At 69.8% G+C, this 18,560-nt stretch carries 11 protein-coding genes and 1 tRNA gene; 1 reads left to right on the top strand and 11 read right to left on the bottom strand.

From position 1 onward, the window contains the following. Positions 1–88: 88 nt before the first annotated feature. The 9 genes from RBJ77_RS13315 to RBJ77_RS13275 all read right to left on the bottom strand — a co-directional run bounded on the left by RBJ77_RS13315 (position 89) and on the right by RBJ77_RS13275 (position 14,443). The gene (locus RBJ77_RS13315) at positions 89–562 is read right to left on the bottom strand and encodes a Dps family protein (protein ID WP_372345194.1); all 474 of its coding nucleotides are present in this window, start codon (positions 560–562) and stop codon (positions 89–91) included. A 204-nt stretch (positions 563–766) separates the two neighbouring features. Continuing rightward, positions 767–1,147, bottom strand: a complete 381-nt coding sequence (locus tag RBJ77_RS13310; RefSeq protein WP_255979848.1) for a helix-turn-helix domain-containing protein — start codon at positions 1,145–1,147, stop codon at positions 767–769. A 109-nt stretch (positions 1,148–1,256) separates the two neighbouring features. Continuing rightward, on the bottom strand, positions 1,257–1,826 hold the full coding sequence (locus tag RBJ77_RS13305; protein WP_372345193.1) for a CinA family protein: 570 nt from the start codon (positions 1,824–1,826) through the stop codon (positions 1,257–1,259). Continuing rightward, a complete protein-coding gene (gene pgsA, locus RBJ77_RS13300) occupies positions 1,823–2,512 on the bottom strand; it encodes a CDP-diacylglycerol--glycerol-3-phosphate 3-phosphatidyltransferase (RefSeq protein WP_255979851.1) in 690 nt (229 codons plus the stop codon). Before pgsA ends, RBJ77_RS13305 begins: the two co-directional genes overlap by 4 nt. Further along, positions 2,509–3,978, bottom strand: coding sequence for a 30S ribosomal protein S12 methylthiotransferase RimO (gene rimO, locus RBJ77_RS13295; RefSeq protein ID WP_372345192.1), 1,470 nt, complete (start codon positions 3,976–3,978; stop codon positions 2,509–2,511). Before rimO ends, pgsA begins: the two co-directional genes overlap by 4 nt. Positions 3,979–4,043: 65 nt before the next feature. Then, positions 4,044–4,898: a helix-turn-helix domain-containing protein gene (locus RBJ77_RS13290; RefSeq protein ID WP_372345191.1), complete on the bottom strand. Its 855-nt coding sequence runs from the start codon at positions 4,896–4,898 to the stop codon at positions 4,044–4,046. A 216-nt stretch (positions 4,899–5,114) separates the two neighbouring features. Beyond that, complete coding sequence (locus RBJ77_RS13285) at positions 5,115–7,874, bottom strand: DNA translocase FtsK (RefSeq protein WP_372345190.1); 2,760 nt, start codon at positions 7,872–7,874, stop codon at positions 5,115–5,117. Positions 7,875–7,989: 115 nt separating this feature from the next. Continuing rightward, entirely contained in the window at positions 7,990–8,670 is a 681-nt protein-coding gene (locus RBJ77_RS13280; protein WP_372345189.1) for a two-component system response regulator, read from the bottom strand. Positions 8,671–8,944: 274 nt separating this feature from the next. Continuing rightward, positions 8,945–14,443: a HAMP domain-containing protein gene (locus tag RBJ77_RS13275; RefSeq protein WP_372345188.1), complete on the bottom strand. Its 5,499-nt coding sequence runs from the start codon at positions 14,441–14,443 to the stop codon at positions 8,945–8,947. 385 nt (positions 14,444–14,828) lie between these two features. Here RBJ77_RS13275 and RBJ77_RS13270 point away from each other — a divergent pair, with 385 nt between their 5' ends. Continuing rightward, positions 14,829–17,450 (top strand): SpoIIE family protein phosphatase, encoded by a 2,622-nt coding sequence (locus RBJ77_RS13270; RefSeq protein ID WP_255979863.1) that lies wholly within the window; start codon positions 14,829–14,831, stop codon positions 17,448–17,450. A gap of 71 nt (positions 17,451–17,521) precedes the next feature. Here the strand turns inward: RBJ77_RS13270 and RBJ77_RS13265 are convergent. After that, positions 17,522–17,594 (bottom strand) — tRNA-Thr (locus RBJ77_RS13265). Between the two features lie 196 nt (positions 17,595–17,790). Continuing rightward, entirely contained in the window at positions 17,791–18,453 is a 663-nt protein-coding gene (locus RBJ77_RS13260; protein WP_372345454.1) for a DegT/DnrJ/EryC1/StrS family aminotransferase, read from the bottom strand. Positions 18,454–18,560 lie beyond the last annotated feature (107 nt).

Here is an 18,560-nt window from a genome sequence, read left to right as displayed (position 1 = left end):
GCTAAGCGCACGTCATTTCCTCCGACAGGGCGCGCAAGGGGCGCGCCATGACCGCGTGACGCGCCCCCGCGAAGGCCACCCGGCCGCCTCAGCTGCCGTTCGCCGCCTGGAACATCCAGTGGTGCTTCTCCAGGTCGGCCGTGACGGCGATGAAGATGTCCTGGCTCACCGGGTCCGCCTCACCGGTCGCCTCGATCCGTTCCCGCATCCGGGTGATCACGGCGCCGAGCGCGTCCACCAGCGTCCCCACCGCGTCCCCGTCCTCGACCCAGCCGTCGGGAACGGCACCGATACCGCTGGTGGCCGCGACCGTCTTCGCGCGGCCGTCCGGCGGGACACCCAGCGTCGAGGCACGCTCGGCCACCGTGTCGGAGTGCAGCCGCGCCGTGTCCACGACCTCGTCGAGCTGAAGGTGCACCGACCTGAACCGGGGGCCGACCACCGTCCAGTGGACCTGCTTCGCCACCAGCGAGAGGTCCACGAGGTCGACGAGGGCGCCCTGCAGCGCCTCGGACACGGTCTTCAGGTCAGCATCGGACAGCGGGCTCTTCACGACGTACATCCGTCACCTCCGTTGAGAAACCACCATCAACAAAACCATCACCAACGATGGCACACCTGAACTATTACGGACATCCCAGGGCCAAGGCCGTGGACCAAGGTCCTGAAGCGGACAGCAGAAAGCCCCCGGCAAGCGGACAGCAGAAGGCCCCCGGCCGATCGATCGGCCGGGGGCCTTCCCCACATCACACGCTGAGCGCAGGCGCTACGCCGCTACGACGTCGACCGCCTCCGCAGGCGCCTTGATCGTCACCCGTTCCGGCGGGACGCCGGTCACGGAGACTGAACCCAGCATCGGGCGAACCGGTGCGGGCACCGGTTCCGACGGGACCGCTGCTGCCGACTCGGCCAGCTCGGCGAGGCTGAGCTCGTCGCTCACCTCGCGCATCAGCTCGGACATCCGTACGTCAAGCGCGTCGCAGATCGCGGAGAGCAGTTCGGAGGAAGCCTCCTTCTGCCCCCGCTCCACCTCGGAGAGATAGCCGAGCGAGACTCGGGCGGACGAGGAGACTTCGCGCAGAGTACGGCCCTGGCGCTGGCGCTGCCGACGCAGCACGTCACCCAGCAGGCGACGGAGCAGAATCATCGGTGGCTCCCTCCTCGGACCGCGTAGCCGCATCCTTCACGCCCCACCGTACCGCCTCGCGCCGCGGCCGTGCGGGGAGCGATGTCGTGTTCACTCAGGGCTGTAAACATCAAAACCCCCCGTTCTGTTCCGTATCCTGTGCCCGTTCATTCCCAGTACGTTCGCCGGAAAGCCCTCCGACCAGCTCTTCCGTGAGCAGCCTGAGCACGCTCCGTACACTCTCCATACGGATTTCCGTCCGCTCGCCGTTCAACCGCAGCTCGAGCACTTTGCGGCTACCAGCGAAATTCGGCGCACTCCCGGAAGCCACCGCTCCGGGTCCCTGCACGGCGACGAAGACGGTCCCCACCGGCCGGCCGTCCTGGGGTTCCGGCCCGGCGACGCCGGTCGTGGCGATCCCCCAGTCGGCGCCCAGCGCCTCCCGCACACCCGCCGCCATCTGCAGCGCGACCTCGGGGTGGACGGGCCCGTGCGCGGCGAGCAGAGCGTCGTCCACGCCGAGGACCTTGTGCTTGAGCTCGGTGGCGTACGCGGTGACGGATCCGCGGAAGGCCTTCGAGGCTCCGGGCACGGCCACCAGCTCCGCGGCCACCAGACCACCGGTCAGCGACTCGGCGACGGCAAGGGTCTCCCCCCGCTCCGTCAACAGCCGCAGCGCCTCGGCAGCCTCGTGGGTCACTTCTCGGCCGCCTCCGAGGCGGCCTGCGAGACGGCCGCGGCGGCCTGCGCCTCGGCCAGTCCGGCCCGGCGCAGCACGATCGCCTGCCGCACGTAGTCGAGCCCGGTGACCACGGTGAGCACGACGGCGACCGCCATCACCCAGAACCGGAACGTCGCGAGCGGCCCGGTCAGGGCCAGTACGTACATGCCCACGGCGGTGCCCTGCGCGAGGGTCTTCATCTTGCCGCCGCGGCTGGCCGGGATGACCCCGTACCGGATCACCACGAAGCGGAGCAGCGTGATGCCCAGCTCACGCCCGAGGATCACGCCGGTGACCCACCACGGCAGATCACCGAGCGAGGAGAGACAGATCAGCGCCGCCCCCATGATCGCCTTGTCGGCGATGGGGTCGGCGATCTTCCCGAAGTCGGTGACCAGGTTGTACGTCCGCGCCAGATGTCCGTCGAAGACGTCCGTGATCATGGCGACGGCGAACGCCGCCCACGCCCACGCCCGCCACACCGGGTCGTACCCGCCGTCCATCAGCATCAGGACGACGAAGAGCGGCACGAGCAGCAGCCGCACCATGGTCAGGATGTTGGCGATGTTCCACAGGCCGGCCTGGGGAACGGCCGCAGTGCCCAGCTTGCCGCCGGGCGCCGGCCTACCGGTGCCGCCGGCAGCGGATGCCGGCACTCCGGTCATCTGCCCGCCTCCTCAGAACTGTCGAGCGGCTCGGCGACGAGGTCGACGCCCTCGGTCCCGACCACCTTTGCCTCGACCATACGGCCGACGGTCAGACCCGCGCCGCCCAGGAGCCGCACCTGTCCGTCCGTCTCGGGCGCCTGGTGCGCGCCGCGGCCGACGACCCCGTCCCCGTCCTCGGACAGGTCCACGGACTCGACGAGCACCTCGACGGTCTCGCCGAGACGGTCCTCGGCCCGCTGCGACACCAGCTGCTCGGCCAGGCGCGAGATGTGCGCGAGGCGCTGCGCGACGACGTCCTCGTCGAGCTTGTTCTCGTACGTCGCCGCTTCCGTGCCCTCCTCGTCGGAGTACCCGAAGACGCCGATGGCGTCCAGCCGCGCGCCGTTCAGGAAGCGCTCCAGCTCGCCGAGGTCGGCCTCGGACTCGCCGGGGAAGCCCACGATGAAGTTCGACCGGACACCGGCCTGCGGGGCCTTGCTCCGAATGGTGTCGAGCAGCTCCAGGAACCGGTCGGTGTCCCCGAAGCGGCGCATCGCGCGCAGCACGCCCGGCGCCGAGTGCTGGAAGGAGAGGTCGAAGTACGGGACGACCTTGTCGGTGCCCGTCAGGACGTCGATGAGTCCGGGGCGCATCTCGGCGGGCTGCAGGTAGCTGACGCGCACCCGCTCGATCCCGTCGACACCGGCGAGCTCGGGCAGCAGCGACTCCAGGAGACGGATGTCTCCCAGGTCCTTGCCGTACGACGTGTTGTTCTCGGAGACCAGCATGACCTCCTTGACGCCCTGCTCGGCGAGCCACCGCGTCTCGTTGAGCACGTCCGAGGGCCGCCGCGAGATGAACGAACCGCGGAACGACGGGATGGCGCAGAACGAGCAGCGCCGGTCGCAGCCGGAGGCCAGCTTCACGGAGGCGACGGGCGCCCCGTCGAGCCGGCGGCGCAGCGGCGCGCGCGGCCCGGACGCGGGCGCGAGCCCGTCCGGCAGGTCCACCGGCGCGTGGCCGGGCAGCGCGATCCCGGATCCCGCCTCCTGGCGCTCGGCCGGGCTGATCGGCAGCAGCTTGCGGCGGTCGCGCGGGGCGTGGGCCTCCACGCTGCCGCCGGAGAGGATGGTCTGGAGGCGACCGGAGATGTCCTCGTAGTCGTCGAAGCCGAGCACGCCGTCGGCCTCGGGCAGCGCCTCGGCGAGCTCCTTGCCGTACCGCTCGGCCATGCAGCCGACGGCGACGACGGCCTGCGTCCGGCCGTGGCCCTTGAGGTCATTGGCTTCGAGGAGGGCGTCGACGGAGTCCTTCTTGGCGGCCTCGACGAAGCCACAGGTGTTCACGACGGCGACATCGGCGGACTCGGCGTCCTCGACGAGCTCCCAGCCGTCCGCCTCCAAGCGGCCTGCGAGCTCCTCCGAGTCCACCTCGTTACGGGCGCAGCCAAGGGTGACGAGTGCGACGGTACGGCGTTTGGGCATGGACTCAAGACTACTTCGTTCCACCGACAGCCCTCGCCGCGAGGGTTACCGAAGGATCGCCGAGGTCATCCGACCTCCGGGTCACCCTTCGTGTACGTGAGCCGCTCGACCTGGCCGGGCTGGAACTCGTCCTCGACCTGCTTGCCGTTCACGAACAGCTGGATGGCGCCCGCGTCACCGAGCACGAGGTCGATCTTCTGGTTGTCCTGGAACGTCTTCGACTGGCCCTGTTCGAGCAGCCCGTCGAACATGATCCGGCCGTTGTGGTCCTTCGCGGAGATCCAGCTGCGCCCGTCCGCCGCGTTGATCTTGACGGTGACCTTGTCCCGGGGCGCGGCCGCGATGGCGCTGTCCGACGGGTCCGGCTTCGGATCGGCGGGCTTCTTGGTGCTGGGGCTGGGCTTCGGGCTCGTCGCCTTGCTGGTGGCGGGCGTGGGGCCCTCGGCGGCCTGCTGCTTGTCGCCGCCGTCGTCCCCGCCGTTCACCGCGGTGTAGCCGACGAAGGCGATGACCGCGACGATCGCGGCGACCATGGCGGCGGTCCAGTTGGGCCTGCGGGGCTCGGAGCGGATGCGCTCGGCCTCGAACAGCGGCGTGGCCGGGGTGGGCGCGGGCCGCCCGCCGTGCTCGGCCCCGTACTGCTCGAGCAGGGGTTCGGGGTCGACACCCACGGCACGCGCGAGCGTGCGGATGTGCCCGCGGGCGTACACGTCGCCACCGCAGCGGGAGAAGTCGTCCTGCTCGATGGCGTGCACGATCGGGATGCGCACCCGGGTCGACTGGCTGACCTCGTCGACGGTGAGACCCGCGTCGATCCGTGCCTGTTGCAGGACACGTCCGATCGACGGCCGGTCGTCGTCCGCGTGCGGGATGCGGTCTTCCGAAGGGCGGTCGTCTTCAGGGGAGTTGCCGATGGACACGGGGGCGCCTTTCGAGCGTGTAGCCACCTGCTGGAGGTTCAGTCTAGGGGGGGTACGAAAGGGTGGGGCAACCGGGCGGTCGGACTTTGTACGCCATCAGAATGGCCCGACATCCTGATGGTGGGACTGCGATCCGTCCCCTCCCTCAACTTGACGTACTCGAAAGGGAAACGGTTGCCCCCGCCGCCCTTACGAGTGATAACGAGATCAGAACGTCTAGGACTGAGCCTCCCCGCGGATCACCGCGAGCACTCCATCCAGCTCATCGGGTTTCACAAGAACGTCACGAGCCTTCGAACCCTCGCTCGGTCCGACGATGCTCCGGGACTCCATGAGGTCCATGAGGCGCCCGGCCTTCGCGAAGCCCACGCGCAGCTTGCGCTGGAGCATGGAGGTCGAGCCGAACTGGGTCGAGACGACCAGCTCGGCGGCCGCGCACAGCAGCTCCAGGTCGTCGCCGATGTCCTCGTCGATCTCCTTCTTCTGCTTGGTGCCGACGACGACGTCCTCGCGGAAGACGGGCGCCATCTGGTCCTTGCAGTGCTGCACGACGGCGTGGATCTCGTCCTCGGTGACGAAGGCGCCCTGCATACGGGTCGGCTTGTTCGCGCCCATGGGCAGGAAGAGCCCGTCGCCCTTGCCGATGAGCTTCTCGGCGCCGGGCTGGTCGAGGATGACGCGGCTGTCGGCGAGCGAGGAGGTGGCGAAGGCGAGCCGGGACGGCACGTTCGCCTTGATCAGACCGGTCACGACGTCGACCGACGGGCGCTGCGTGGCCAGCACCAGGTGGATGCCCGCCGCACGCGCGAGCTGCGTGATGCGGACGATGGCGTCCTCCACGTCCCGCGGCGCGACCATCATCAGGTCGGCGAGCTCGTCGACGATCACCAGCAGGTACGGGTAGGGCTTCAGCTCCCGCTCGCTGCCCTCGGGCGTCTTGAGCTTGCCGTCGCGGATCGCCTGGTTGAAGTCGTCGATGTGCCGGTAGCCGAAGGCCGCCAGGTCGTCGTAGCGCAGGTCCATCTCGCGCACGACCCACTGGAGGGCCTCGGCGGCCCGCTTGGGGTTGGTGATGATCGGCGTGATGAGGTGCGGAATCCCCTCGTACGCCGTCAGCTCGACGCGCTTGGGGTCGACGAGGACCATCCGGACGTCCTCGGGGGTCGCCCGCACCATGATCGAGGTGATGAGGCAGTTGATGCAGGACGACTTTCCTGAGCCGGTGGCGCCGGCGACGAGGATGTGCGGCATCTTCGCGATGTTCGCCATCACGTAGCCGCCCTCGACGTCCTTGCCGAGCGCGACCAGCATCGGGTGGTCGTCCTCGGCGGCGTCCGCCAGGCGCAGCACGTCGCCGACGTTGACCATCTCGCGGTCGGTGTTCGGGATCTCGATGCCGACCGCGGACTTGCCGGGGATGGGGCTGATGATCCGGACGTCGGGGGACGCCACGGCGTAGGCGATGTTCTTCGCGAGCGCCGTGATCTTCTCGACCTTCACGGCGGGGCCGAGCTCGACCTCGTAGCGCGTGACCGTCGGGCCGCGGGTGAAGCCGGTGACGGCGGCGTCGACCTTGAACTCGGTGAAGACGTTCGACAGCGAGTCGACGACGGCGTCGTTGGCGGCGCTGCGCGACTTGCCGGGCCCGCCCCTGGTGAGCAGGTCGAGCGAGGGCAGCGCGTACGTGATGTCCCCGGCGAGCTGCAGCTGCTCGGCGCGCGGCGGCAGGTCCCGTACGTCGTCGGGCGCGGACTTGGTCAGGTCGGGCACGTTGAGCCGCGAGGGGGTCGGCTCGGGCTCCGGAGCGGCCGGCTGGGCCTTGCGGGCGCGGGCCGTCGGTACCGGCGCCGTGCGCTCCGGCGCGGGCGCCTCCCCCGTGCTCTCGCCGCGCTCCGCGCCGACGCCCTGGGTGAGGTCGGCGACGAGCGGCGAGGGCGGCATGCCGTGCAGCACGGCCCCGTCGAGCGCGGCGGCAGCGGCGGCGGCCACGTCCACGGCGTCCATCGGCCGGTCCATGGCGGGCTGCACGGACGTGCGCCGGGGCCTGCGCCGCTTCGAGAGGGCGTCTTCCTCTATGCGGTCGGGGTCGTAGGCCTCCGGGGCCGCGGAGCGCCGCCTGGCGCGCACCGGCGTGGCCTCGCGCCACTCCTCGTCGTACTCGTCCGCGTCGGCGCCCTCCTCGGCCACCGCGTCGTCGTGCACGACGCCGAGCTTCACGCCGAGCAGCCGCAGCCGCTGCGGGATGGCGTTGACGGGCGTCGCGGTGACCACGAGCAGGCCGAAGACGGTGAGCAGGACCAGCAGCGGGACCGCGAGCACCTCGGTCATGGTGAAGCTGAGCGGCGTCGCGGCGGCCCAGCCGATGAGTCCGCCGGCGTCCCTTATGGCCTGCATGCCGTCGTCCCTGGCGGGTGATCCGCACGCGATGTGGACCTGGCCGAGCACGCCGACGACGAGCGCGGAGAGGCCGATGACGATGCGGCCGTTGGCCTCGGGCTTCTCGGGGTGCCGGATGAGGCGCACGGCGATGATGCCGAGCAGCAGCGGTACGAGCAGGTCGAGCCGCCCGAACGCGCCGGTCACCAGCATCTCGACGAGGTCGCCGACCGGCCCGCGGAGATTGGACCAGGTACCGGCCGCGCAGATCAGCGCGACGCCGAGCAGCAGCAGCGCCAGTCCGTCCTTGCGATGCGCCGGATCGAGCCCCTTCGCGCCACGCCCTATGCCGCGGAACATCGCTCCCACGCTGTGCGCGACGCCGAGCCACAGGGCGCGTACGAGCTTGTACAGGCCCCCCGTGGGGTTGGGCGCCGGCTTGGGCGCCGGCTTCTTCGCGGCGGCCTTCTTGGCGGGCGCCTTCTTCGCCGCGGTCTTCTTCGCGGGAGCTTTCTTCGCAGGGGCCTTCTTCGCCGGAGCCTTGGTCGGCGCGGCCGCCTTCTTCGCGGGCGTCTTCTTGGCTGCGGGACGTGAGGCCATGGGTGTGAGGTTACCGGGGGAGGCCACCGGGGACACGTGTGCCTACCGCTTCACCCGTTCGTGTCGCGCTCCGATGTCAGGTGAACTGACGCCGCATCAAAGCCCGGTCCGCCGCTCAGTTCTGCGACGGCAGGGACGGCGCGCCGCTCCCGGCCCCGGGCTCCAGGGCGTCAAGGGCCCTGCGCAGTCCGGTGAGTTTGCGCTCGAGGTGCGCGGCCGTCGCGACCGCGGCCGCGTCCGCCGAGTCGTCGTCGAGCTGCTTCGACAGCGCCTCCGCCTGCTCCTCGACCGCCGCGAGCCGCGCCGACAGCTCGGCGAGCAGCCCCGCGGGCTCCTTGGAGTCCCCGACGGGCTTGGCGCCACCCTCCAGCTGGAGGCGCAGCAGCGCCGCCTGCTCCCGGAGTTGGCAGTTCTTCATGTACAGCTCCACGAAGACCGAGACCTTCGCGCGCAGCACCCACGGGTCGAACGGCTTGGAGATGTAGTCCACCGCGCCCGCCGCGTACCCACGGAACGTGTGGTGCGGACCGTGGTTGATCGCGGTGAGGAAGATGATCGGGATGTCCCGTGTCCGCTCCCGGCGCTTGATGTGCGCGGCGGTTTCGAAACCGTCCATTCCTGGCATCTGAACGTCCAGCAGAATGACCGCGAAGTCGTCCGTGAGCAGTGCTTTGAGCGCTTCCTCCCCGGACGATGCCCGCACCAGCGTCTGATCGAGCGCGGAGAGGATGGCCTCCAGCGCCAGCAGATTCTCCGGCCGGTCATCGACCAGGAGGATCTTGGCCTTCTGCACCATGGCCCGCCCTCCTCGCCCCGGCATGGGGCCGCCCCTGTCCGCAGGACTCGGGGAGGCTCCTTTCGCCGCCCCGGGGAACGACTCCCTTGCGCCGCCCGTCCTTGTGCCGGTCATGGTAGCCGCACCCCGCCTGTCGCCACACCCTGTCACCGCGATGTCACTGTGCACGTAGCAGAAACGCAGTGGGAGACCAGAAGGTTCCCCGAATACCGCACTTCTACACGGCTACGGCCACACTCAGTCAGCAACTCCGCGTGAATATTCCGGTTTCTGGTCACTCACCGCGCATCCACTGCTCCATCACAGACAGCAGATGATCCGGATCGACCGGCTTCGTGACGTAGTCGGACGCACCGGACTCGATCGCCTTCTCCCGGTCGCCCTTCATCGCCTTCGCGGTGAGCGCGATGATCGGGAGCCCGGCGAACTGCGGCATCCTGCGGATCGCCGTCGTCGTCGCGTAGCCGTCCATCTCCGGCATCATGATGTCCATCAGGACGACCGTCACGTCGTCGTGCTGCTCCAGGACTTCGATGCCCTCCCGCCCGTTCTCGGCGTACAGGACCGACAGGCCGTGCTGCTCCAGGACGCTGGTGAGCGCGAAGACGTTGCGGATGTCGTCGTCGACGATGAGGACCTTCTCGCCGCCGAACTGGAAGCCGCGCCGGGTCTTCGGCGTACTCTCCGCCGCGGTCTCCCAGTGCTCCTCCGCACGCTCCTGGGCCGCCGCCGGCTGCCCGGGGAGGGCCGGCCTCGGGTCCGGCGCCGCCTGCTTGCGGCGGCGCCTGAAGAGCGCGGCCGGACCGTGCTGGGTCTCCTGGTAGGACTTCACCTCCGCCGGGGTCTCCACGTCGGCCGGCTCCGGCGCCGCGTCGAGGGCAAGTCGCTCCCCCGGCTCGATGGTCGGGGCGAGCTGTGCGTAACCCTGGGGCGGCAGTTCGCTCGGGTGCAGCGGCAGGTACAGCGTGAACGTCGAGCCGCGGCCCGGCTCGCTCGCCGCGTGGATCTCGCCGCCCAGCAGCCGGGCGATCTCCCGGCTGATGGAGAGCCCGAGGCCGGTGCCGCCGTACTTGCGGCTGGTCGTCCCGTCGGCCTGCTTGAACGCCTCGAAGATGACGCGCATCTTGCTGGCCGCGATGCCGATGCCGGTGTCGGTCACGGAGAAGGCGATCAGATCGCCGTCCGCGTCCCGCAACGAGCCCGCTTCCAGGAGCTGTTCACGGATCGCGTTGGGCACGTCCGCGCCGGCCGGCCTGATGACGAGCTCGACGGCTCCGGAGTCGGTGAACTTCACCGCGTTGGAGAGGAGGTTGCGCAGCACCTGGAGGAGGCGCTGCTCATCGGTGTGCAGCGTGGTGGGCAGCTCCGGCGACACCCGTACGGAGAAGTCGAGTTGCTTCTCCGCGGTCAGCGGCCGGAACGTGGCCTCCACGTAGTCGACCAGCTGCACCAGCGCGATGCGCGTCGGCGAGACGTCCATCTTGCCCGCCTCGACCTTCGACAGGTCCAGGATGTCGTTGATCAGCTGGAGCAGGTCGGAGCCCGCGCCGTGGATCGTCTCGGCGAACTCGACCTGCTTGGGGGTGAGGTTCGCGTCGGCGTTGTCGGCGAGCAGCTTGGCGAGGATCAGCAGCGAGTTGAGCGGCGTACGCAGCTCGTGCGACATGTTGGCGAGGAACTCGCTCTTGTACCGCATCGACACGGCGAGCTGCTCGGCGCGCTCCTCCAGGACCTGCCGCGCCTCTTCGATCTCGGTGTTCTTCACCTCGATGTCGCGGTTCTGCTGGGCGAGCAGTTCGGCCTTCTCCTCCAGCTCCGCGTTGGACGCCTGGAGGGCCTTCTGCCGGCTCTCCAACTCGCCGGAGCGTTCCCGGAGTTGCTCGGTCAGCTCCTGCGACTGCTTCAGCAGCACCTCCGTCTTGGTGTTGACGGAGATGGTGTTGACGCTCGTCGCGATCATCTCCGCGATCTGGCCCAGGAAGTCCTTCTGGATCTGCGTGAACGGCGTGAAGGACGCCAGCTCGATCACGCCGAGCACCGTGCCCTCGAAGAGCACCGGGATCACGATGACCTGCGCCGGAGGCGCCTCACCGAGCCCCGAGGCGATCTTCAGGTAGCCGCTGGGCGCGTTGTCCACGAGGATCGTGCGCCGCTCCTGCGCGGCCGTCCCGATGAGCGTCTCGCCGGGCCGGAAGGAGGTCGGCATGGACCCCATCGAGTAGCCGTAGCTGCCGAGCATGCGCAGCTCGTACGCGTCCTCGTCGCCGCCCGCCGCGTCGGCCCCGTCGTCCAGCGGCATGGCCACGAAGAAGGCGCCGTGCTGCGCCGAGACGACCGGCGTCAGTTCGCTCATCGTGAGCGAGGCGACGTCGTCGAGGTCGCGGCGGCCCTGGAGGAGGCCGGAGATACGGGCCAGGTTGCCCTTGAGCCAGTCCTGCTCCTCGTTGGCGATCGTGGTGTCCCGCAGGTTCGAGATCATCTTGTTGATGTTGTCCTGGAGGACCTGGATCTCGCCCGCGGCGTCGACGTCGATCTTGAGGTTGAGGTCGCCGCGGGTCACCGCGGTGGCGACGGCCGCGATGGCGCGCACCTGACGGGTCAGGTTCCCGGCCATCTCGTTCACGGACTCGGTCAGGTCGCGCCAGGTGCCGTCCACGTCGCGCACCCGCGCCTGGCCGCCCAGCTGGCCCTCCGTGCCCACCTCGCGGGCGACCCGGGTGACCTCCTCGGCGAACGAGGACAGCTGGTCGACCATCGTGTTGATCGTCGTCTTCAGTTCGAGGATCTCGCCGCGCGCGTCGATGTCGATCTTCTTGGTCAGGTCGCCCTTGGCGATGGCCGTCGTGACCATCGCGATGTTGCGCACCTGGCCCGTGAGGTTCGAGGCCATGCCGTTCACGGACTCGGTGAGGTCCTTCCACGTACCGGACACGCCGGGGACGCGGGCCTGGCCGCCGAGGATGCCGTCCGTACCCACCTCACGGGCCACCTTGGTGACCTGGTCGGCGAACGAACTCAGCGTCCGCACCATGGTGTTGAACGTGTCGGCGAGCTGGGCGACCTCGCCCCGCGCCTCGATCGTGACCGTACGGGTCAGGTCGCCGTTGGCGACCGCGGAGGCGACCTGCGAGATGTTGCGCACCTGGCTGGTCAGGTTGTTGGCCATCAGGTTGACGTTGTCGCTGAGTTCCTTCCAGATGCCCGTGACACCCGGAACCCGCGCCTGACCGCCCAGTTGACCCTCGGTGCCCACCTCACGGGCCACCCTGGTCACCTGCTCGGCGAACGACGACAGCTGGTCGACCATCGTGTTCACCGTGGTGACGAGTTCGAGGATCTCGCCCTTGGCGTCGACGGTGATCTTCTTGGAGAGGTCGCCGCGCGCCACGGCCGTCGTGACCTCGGCGATGTTCCGCACCTGAAGGGTGAGGTTGTTCGCCATGCCGTTCACGGACTGCGTCAGGTCCTTCCACGTACCCGACACACCCTGCACCTCGGCCTGTCCGCCGAGGATGCCGTCCGTACCCACCTCGCGGGCCACCCGCGTCACCTGCTCGGCGAAGGCCGACAGCTGGTCCACCATCGTGTTGAGGGTGTTCTTCAGCTCCAGGATCTCGCCGCGCGCGTCCACGTCGATCTTCTGCGACAGGTCACCGCGCGCCACCGCGGTGGCGACCTGCGCGATGTTGCGCACCTGGGCCGTGAGGTTTCCGGCCATGCCGTTCACGGAATCCGTCAGATCCCGCCACACGCCGGCGACGCCGGGCACCTGCGCCTGACCGCCGAGGCGGCCCTCCGTGCCCACCTCGCGGGCCACGCGGGTCACCTGGTCGGCGAAGGCGGAGAGCTGGTCGACCATCGTGTTGATGGTGTTCTTCAGCTCCAGGATCTCGCCGCGCGCGTCCACGTCGATCTTCTGCGACAGGTCACCGCGCGCCACGGCCGTGGTGACCTGAGCGATCTGCCGCACCTGTGACGTCAGGTTTCCGGCCATGAAGTTGACGGAGTCGGTGAGCTCCTTCCAGGTACCGCTCACGCCGTCCACGCGGGCCTGCCCGCCGAGGCGGCCCTCCGTGCCCACGTCGCGCGCCATACGGGTCACCTGGTCGGCGAAGCTCGACAGCTGGTCCACCATCGTGTTCACGGTGTTCTTCAGCTGGAGCATCTCGCCGGACACGTCGACGGTGACCTTCTGCGAGAGGTCACCGTTCGCCACGGCCGTCGTCACCTGCGCGATGTTGCGCACCTGACCGGTGAGGTTGCGGAAGGCCGTGTTCACCGAGTCGGTGAGGTCCTTCCACGTACCGGCGGCCCCCACCACCAGCGCCTGCCCGCCGAGCTCACCCTCGACGCCGACCTCCCGGGCCACCCGGGTGACCTCGGAACCGAAGGCCGACAGCTGGTCGACCATCGTGTTGACGGTGTTCTTCAGCTCCAGCATCTCGCCGGCCACGTCGACGGTGACCTTCTGCGAGAGGTCACCGTTCGCCACGGCCGTCGTGACCGTCGCGATGTCGCGCACCTGCGTCGTCAGGTTCCGGAAGACCGTGTTGACGGAGTCGGTGAGGTCCTTCCAGGTACCGGCCGCGCCCGGCACGTTGGCCTGCCCGCCCAGCTGGCCCTCGGCCCCGACCTCGTTGGCCACGCGCGTCACTTCGTCCGCGAAGGTCCGCAGCGTCTCGGTCATCTGGTTGATGGTCTCGGCGAGCTGCGCGACCTCGCCGCGCGCCGACACCGTGACCTTCTGGGTCAGATCGCCGTTCGCCACGGCCGTGGTGACCTGGGCGATCCCGCGCACCTGGGCCGTGAGGTTGCCGGCCATGAGGTTCACCGAATCGGTGAGGTCCTTCCACACGCCGGCCACACCGGGCACCTGCGCCTGTCCGCCGAGCTCACCCTCCGTGCCGACCTCCCGGGCCACGCGCGTGACCTCGGAGGAGAAGGACGACAGCTGGTCCACCATCGTGTTCACGGTGTTCTTGAGCTCGAGCATCTCGCCCGCGACGTGAACCGTGACCTTGCGGGACAAGTCGCCCTTGGCCACCGCCGTGGTGACGAGAGCAATGTCACGCACCTGGGCGGTCAGCCGGTACGCCATCGTATTGACCGAATCCGTGAGGTCCTTCCACGAACCGGACATCCCGCGCACCCGCGCCTGCCCACCGAGCTTGCCCTCGGTACCCACCTCACTGGCCACCCGCGTGACCTCGTCCGTGAAGGTGGAGAGCTGGTCGACCAGATTGTTGACCGTCCGCCCGACCTTGAGGAACTCGCCGCGCAGCGGATGCCCGGCCCCCTCCGGCACCTGCGCCCGCAGCTCCATCCGGGGCGACAGATCACCCTCGGCGACCGCCGTGAGCACCCGGCTGACCTCGGACACCGGCCGCACGAGGTCGTCGACCAGGGCGTTCGACGCGTTGATGGCGGCCGCCCAGGAGCCCTCGCAGGCGCCCGACTCCAGCCGCTCGGTCAGCTTCCCCTCGCGGCCGACCATGCGCCGCACCCGCGACAGCTCACCCGTCAGATGCAGGTTCCGGTCCGCCACCTCGTTGAAGACGGCAGCGATCTCGGCCATGACGCCGTCGCCGTTGACCGTCAGGCGCTTGCGGAAGTTGCCGTCCCGCATCGCCACCAGACCGGCGAGAAGGCGGTTCAGCGCCGCGGTGTCGACGGTCGTCGTGCCACTGCCGTTGCGCGATTTGCGCTGTTTCGCCAGGGACTGTCCGCCTTCTGCGCGCGCTTTCTTGCCCCGCGTCGCTGCGCCAGACTCCACTGTGTCCCTCCCGCAGGGGTCGACCTGTACTGCTCGGGTTGATCCGGTTGATCGAGTGCTCGGATTCGCTTCTACCGCCGCACCGGCTTTTCGATGCGTCCTCATCGGAAGCTTGCCCAGTGTTTCACCATGGCTGAACCAGGCCATAACAGTTCGGCAGCTTCGCACACCGTCCGCACACCCTCCGGGCGGAAACACTGGCGACCGGCATCCGCATGGACGGCGAAGGTAAGTAACCTTGCATGCGGCTGTCCACCCACCCCGGTCCGCCCGGCCTGGGCGGTGGCGGAAAACGAGCGGGCATCGGAGGGGCGGCCGAGACATGGGTACGGGAGACCTGGGCCTCGACACTCGTACAGCGAGTACAACTCGTACAGGGAGTTCTGTGATCACCGCGCGCGCGGCTGCCACCTTCGAACCGGTCGGGCGATCCGTCGCGACCGCCCGGTCCTTCGTGCGCGACACCCTCCAAGGATGGGGCCACTCCGACATCATCGACGATGCGGTGGTCCTGACCAGCGAACTCGTGACAAATGCCGTGGTTCACGCGGGCACATCTGCGGAAGTTCTGTGTCTGCGCAGTGACGACCACGTCCGCATCGAGGTCTCCGACCGCTATCCGGAGCGGGAGATCCCGCTCCAGTCGGCGGCGATCAACATGGGCAGCCCCGACCGGGAGGGCGGCCGCGGCCTCCAGCTCTGCGCGGCGCTCGCGGGCCGCTGGGGCGTCGACTATTCGGCCACGCACAAGCAGGTCTGGTTCCAACTCGACCTGCCGGAGCGCTCGGTGGGCACCCGCACGGCGGGCCCCGTGCTCCCCACGGACCTCCTCCCCCTCGCCGACGAGCACGTCCGCGTCGCCGTCGTCCAGATCGACAAGACCGGCGCGATCACCTCCTGGAACGAGGACGCGGAGCACCTCTTCGGCTACGCGGCCGAGCAGGTCTCCGGCAAGCCCCTCACGGACTTCGCCGCCTGGCCGCACACCCCCGGCATCAGCACGGGCATCGCCGACGCGCTCCAACTCTCGCGCTGGGAAGGCAGCTACGGCATCCGCGGCGCCAGCGGCCGGGTGACCCCGGTCTACGCCTCGCACCTCCGGGTCCGCGACACCGACGGCTCCCCGTCCACGGTCCTCCTGCTCGTCCGCGACCACGAGCGCGCCGTCCTCCAGACCCCGCTGCGCGGACCCGCCTCCGACACCGGCGCCCACGCGGAGAGCCAGGGCTCGGACCCCTTCGAGGTCTTCATCGGCTCCCCGGCCCCCGACGACCTCGACGGCCTCCTGCAGCGCACGGTGGAGCGCGCCCGCGACATGCTCGACGGCGACTCCGCGTTCCTGCTCCTGGCCACGGACGACGAGACGGAACTGGAGGTCCGCGCGTCGACCGGCCTCCCCTCCGCCCGCCAGCGCTTCGCCCGCGTCCCCGTCGAGGTCGGCCCCGGCCGCTACGGCTCGGCCCGGATGCCCGCCGTGCACGAGGACCTCACCCAGGTCCCGGGCGCCGTCCCCCTGTTGAGCGGCACCGGCATGCGCTCGGTGGTCACCGTGCCCCTCAAGGTGGAAGGCCGCCTCACGGGCTCGCTCGGCGTCGCGGCGGAGTCCCCCGACCGCTACTCGAACGAGGAGGCCCTGCGCCTCCAGTTCGCGGCGGACCGGATCGCCCTGGCCGTGGAGTCGGCCCGTCTCGGCGAGCTGGAGAAGCTCCGCCGCGGCTCGCTCAGCTTCCTCGTCGAGGCCTCCGACCTCCTGGCCGGCACGCTCGACCGGGACCAGACCCTCGCGCTCATGGCGCAGATGACGGTCCCGACGCTGGCCACGTGGTGCGCGGTCTACACGATCGCCGACCAGGCCTCCGAGCCCTACCTCTCCTACGTCCTGCACGAGGACGAGGAGCGCATCGACGGCCTGAAGGCCCTCCTCTCCAAGATCGCGCCCCCGGACCCGGTCCCGACCCCGGGCGCCCGCGTGTGGCCGGCGCCCGCGGAGGCGGCCCATCAGGCGGCTCTCCGTACGTCCATGCGCAGCCTGGGCCTCGGCGAACCGGCCAGCGTCAGCTCCGGCATCGGCACCACGTTGCAGACGGCATCGGCAGTAGGCGGCGAGACGGTCGTCCTCCCCCTGGTGGCCCGCAACCGCGTCATCGGCATGCTGACGCTCGGCAAGCCCACGGACGAGCACTTCCGCCAGGAGATCCTGGAGCTGGCCGAGGACCTGAGCCGCCGCGCGGCCCTCGCCCTCGACAACGCCCGCCTGTACTCGGAGCGCATGGCGATCAGCCAGTCCCTCCAGCGCAGCCTCCTCCCGCCCGAGCTCCCGAACGTCCCGGGCGTCGAGGTCGAGGTCATCTACCGCGCGGCGGGCGAGGGCAACGAAGTGGGCGGCGACTTCTACGACTTGTTCCCCATCCGCGACGGCGCGTACGGGTTCGCGATCGGCGACGTCTGCGGCACGGGCCCGGAGGCCGCGGCCGTCACGGGCCTCGCCCGCCACGCCCTGCGCCTGCTGGCCCGCGAGGGCTTCGGCGGTCCGGCGGTCCTGGAGCGTCTGAACGCGGCGATCCTCGACGAGGGCGCCCGCAGCCGCTTCCTGACGCTGCTCTACGGCGAGTTGTGGCCACAGGAGGACGGCTCGGCGGTCCTCAAGATGGTCTGCGCCGGCCACCCGCTCCCCCTCCGCCTCCGCCAGAACGGCACGGTGGAGCCGTACGCGGAACCGCAGCCGCTGCTCGGAGTGATGGACGACCTGGAGCTGTACGAGCAGACGATGACGCTCGACCCGGGTGACGTCCTGCTCTGCGTGACGGACGGCATCACGGAGCGCCGCGAGGGCAGCCGCATGCTCGGCGACGACGGCCTCGCCGAGGTCCTCTCCACGTGTACGGGCCTGACGGCCGGCGCGGTGGCCGCCCGCATCATGCGCGCGGTGGAGCGCTTCGCCGCGGACGCCCCGTCCGACGACATGGCGATCCTGACGATGCGCGTTCCCGGCCTGCACCACGACTGACGGGCCGGGAGGGGCGGGGGAGAAACGAAAAAGGCCCCCGCCCTGATCCAGGGCGGGGGCCTCAATTCCTGAGCCCCCAAGCGGAATCGAACCGCTGACCTTCTCCTTACCATGGAGACGCTCTACCGACTGAGCTATAGGGGCCTGTCGCTCTCGGGGTTTCCCCCGCAGCAACGAAATAGATCATACCTGAAGTTGGGGCTCTCCCGAACCGCCTGCCACTCTCCCGCGCGCGGACACGTCGAGGCACAACCTTGCTGACCGCGCTGCTGCTATCCGTGGCGGCCTGTACGGCCCCCAGTGAACGCGGACGAGGAATGCTCATGGCAAGGGGACTTGATCAGAAGGCGGGCTGCAGCAGACCACCGAGGGCATTGCAGGTCGTCACGAGCCGCTGCAGCTGTCGCCGCGACATGTGCGCGTCGACCGGCAGCGCCAGCGTCTCGTCGGCGGCCCGCTCCGTCTCCGGCAGCACCACGTCGCGCCGGAAGGCCGGCATCCGGTGGACCGGGGTCTTCACCGGCACACTGCAGTCGACTCCCTTGCCGCGCAGCACCCGGGCGAAGGCGTCCCGGTCCGGCCGCCCGTTCCCGGGGACGCGCACCACGTACTGCTGGTACGAGTGCCCGGCGCCACCTGCGGGCGTCCGTACGCCGTTGAGTCGCCCGCTCAAGTAGGCGGCGTGCGCCTGCCGTTGGGCCACTTCACGGAACGGCTGCTCGGTCTCGCCCTGTTCGAGGACGAGCAGCCCGTGCTTCCGCCCGACCTCTTGCAGCCGAGCGACGTCGGCCTTGTGCCCGAAGCGATGGACGGCGACGACGGCCGCGGTCCGCTCGGTCACACAGTCCATGACATGTGAGGGATCGATGCAGTAGGTGTCCGGGTCGATGTCCGCGAAGACGGGAGCGGCCCCGGCCCGCACGACGGCCTCGGCGACCTCGGCGTTGCCGTAGGCCGGCACGATCACTTCATCACCGGCGCCGACTCCTGCGGCCTGCAGCATTGCAACTGTGCCCATGCCCCGGATAGTGGTCGCAGAACGTGAACGAGAAGTGACGGACAACAAAAAAGCCGCTGGCCTCGAGCGAAATGCTCGAGGCCAGCGGCTTT

It is taken from the genome of Streptomyces sp. KL116D (assembly GCF_030766975.1).
Classification (GTDB): Bacteria; Actinomycetota; Actinomycetes; order Streptomycetales; family Streptomycetaceae; genus Streptomyces; species Streptomyces longispororuber_A.
Note: the sequence above shows the minus strand (reverse complement) of the source record. Positions and strands in the feature narration are given on the sequence as shown.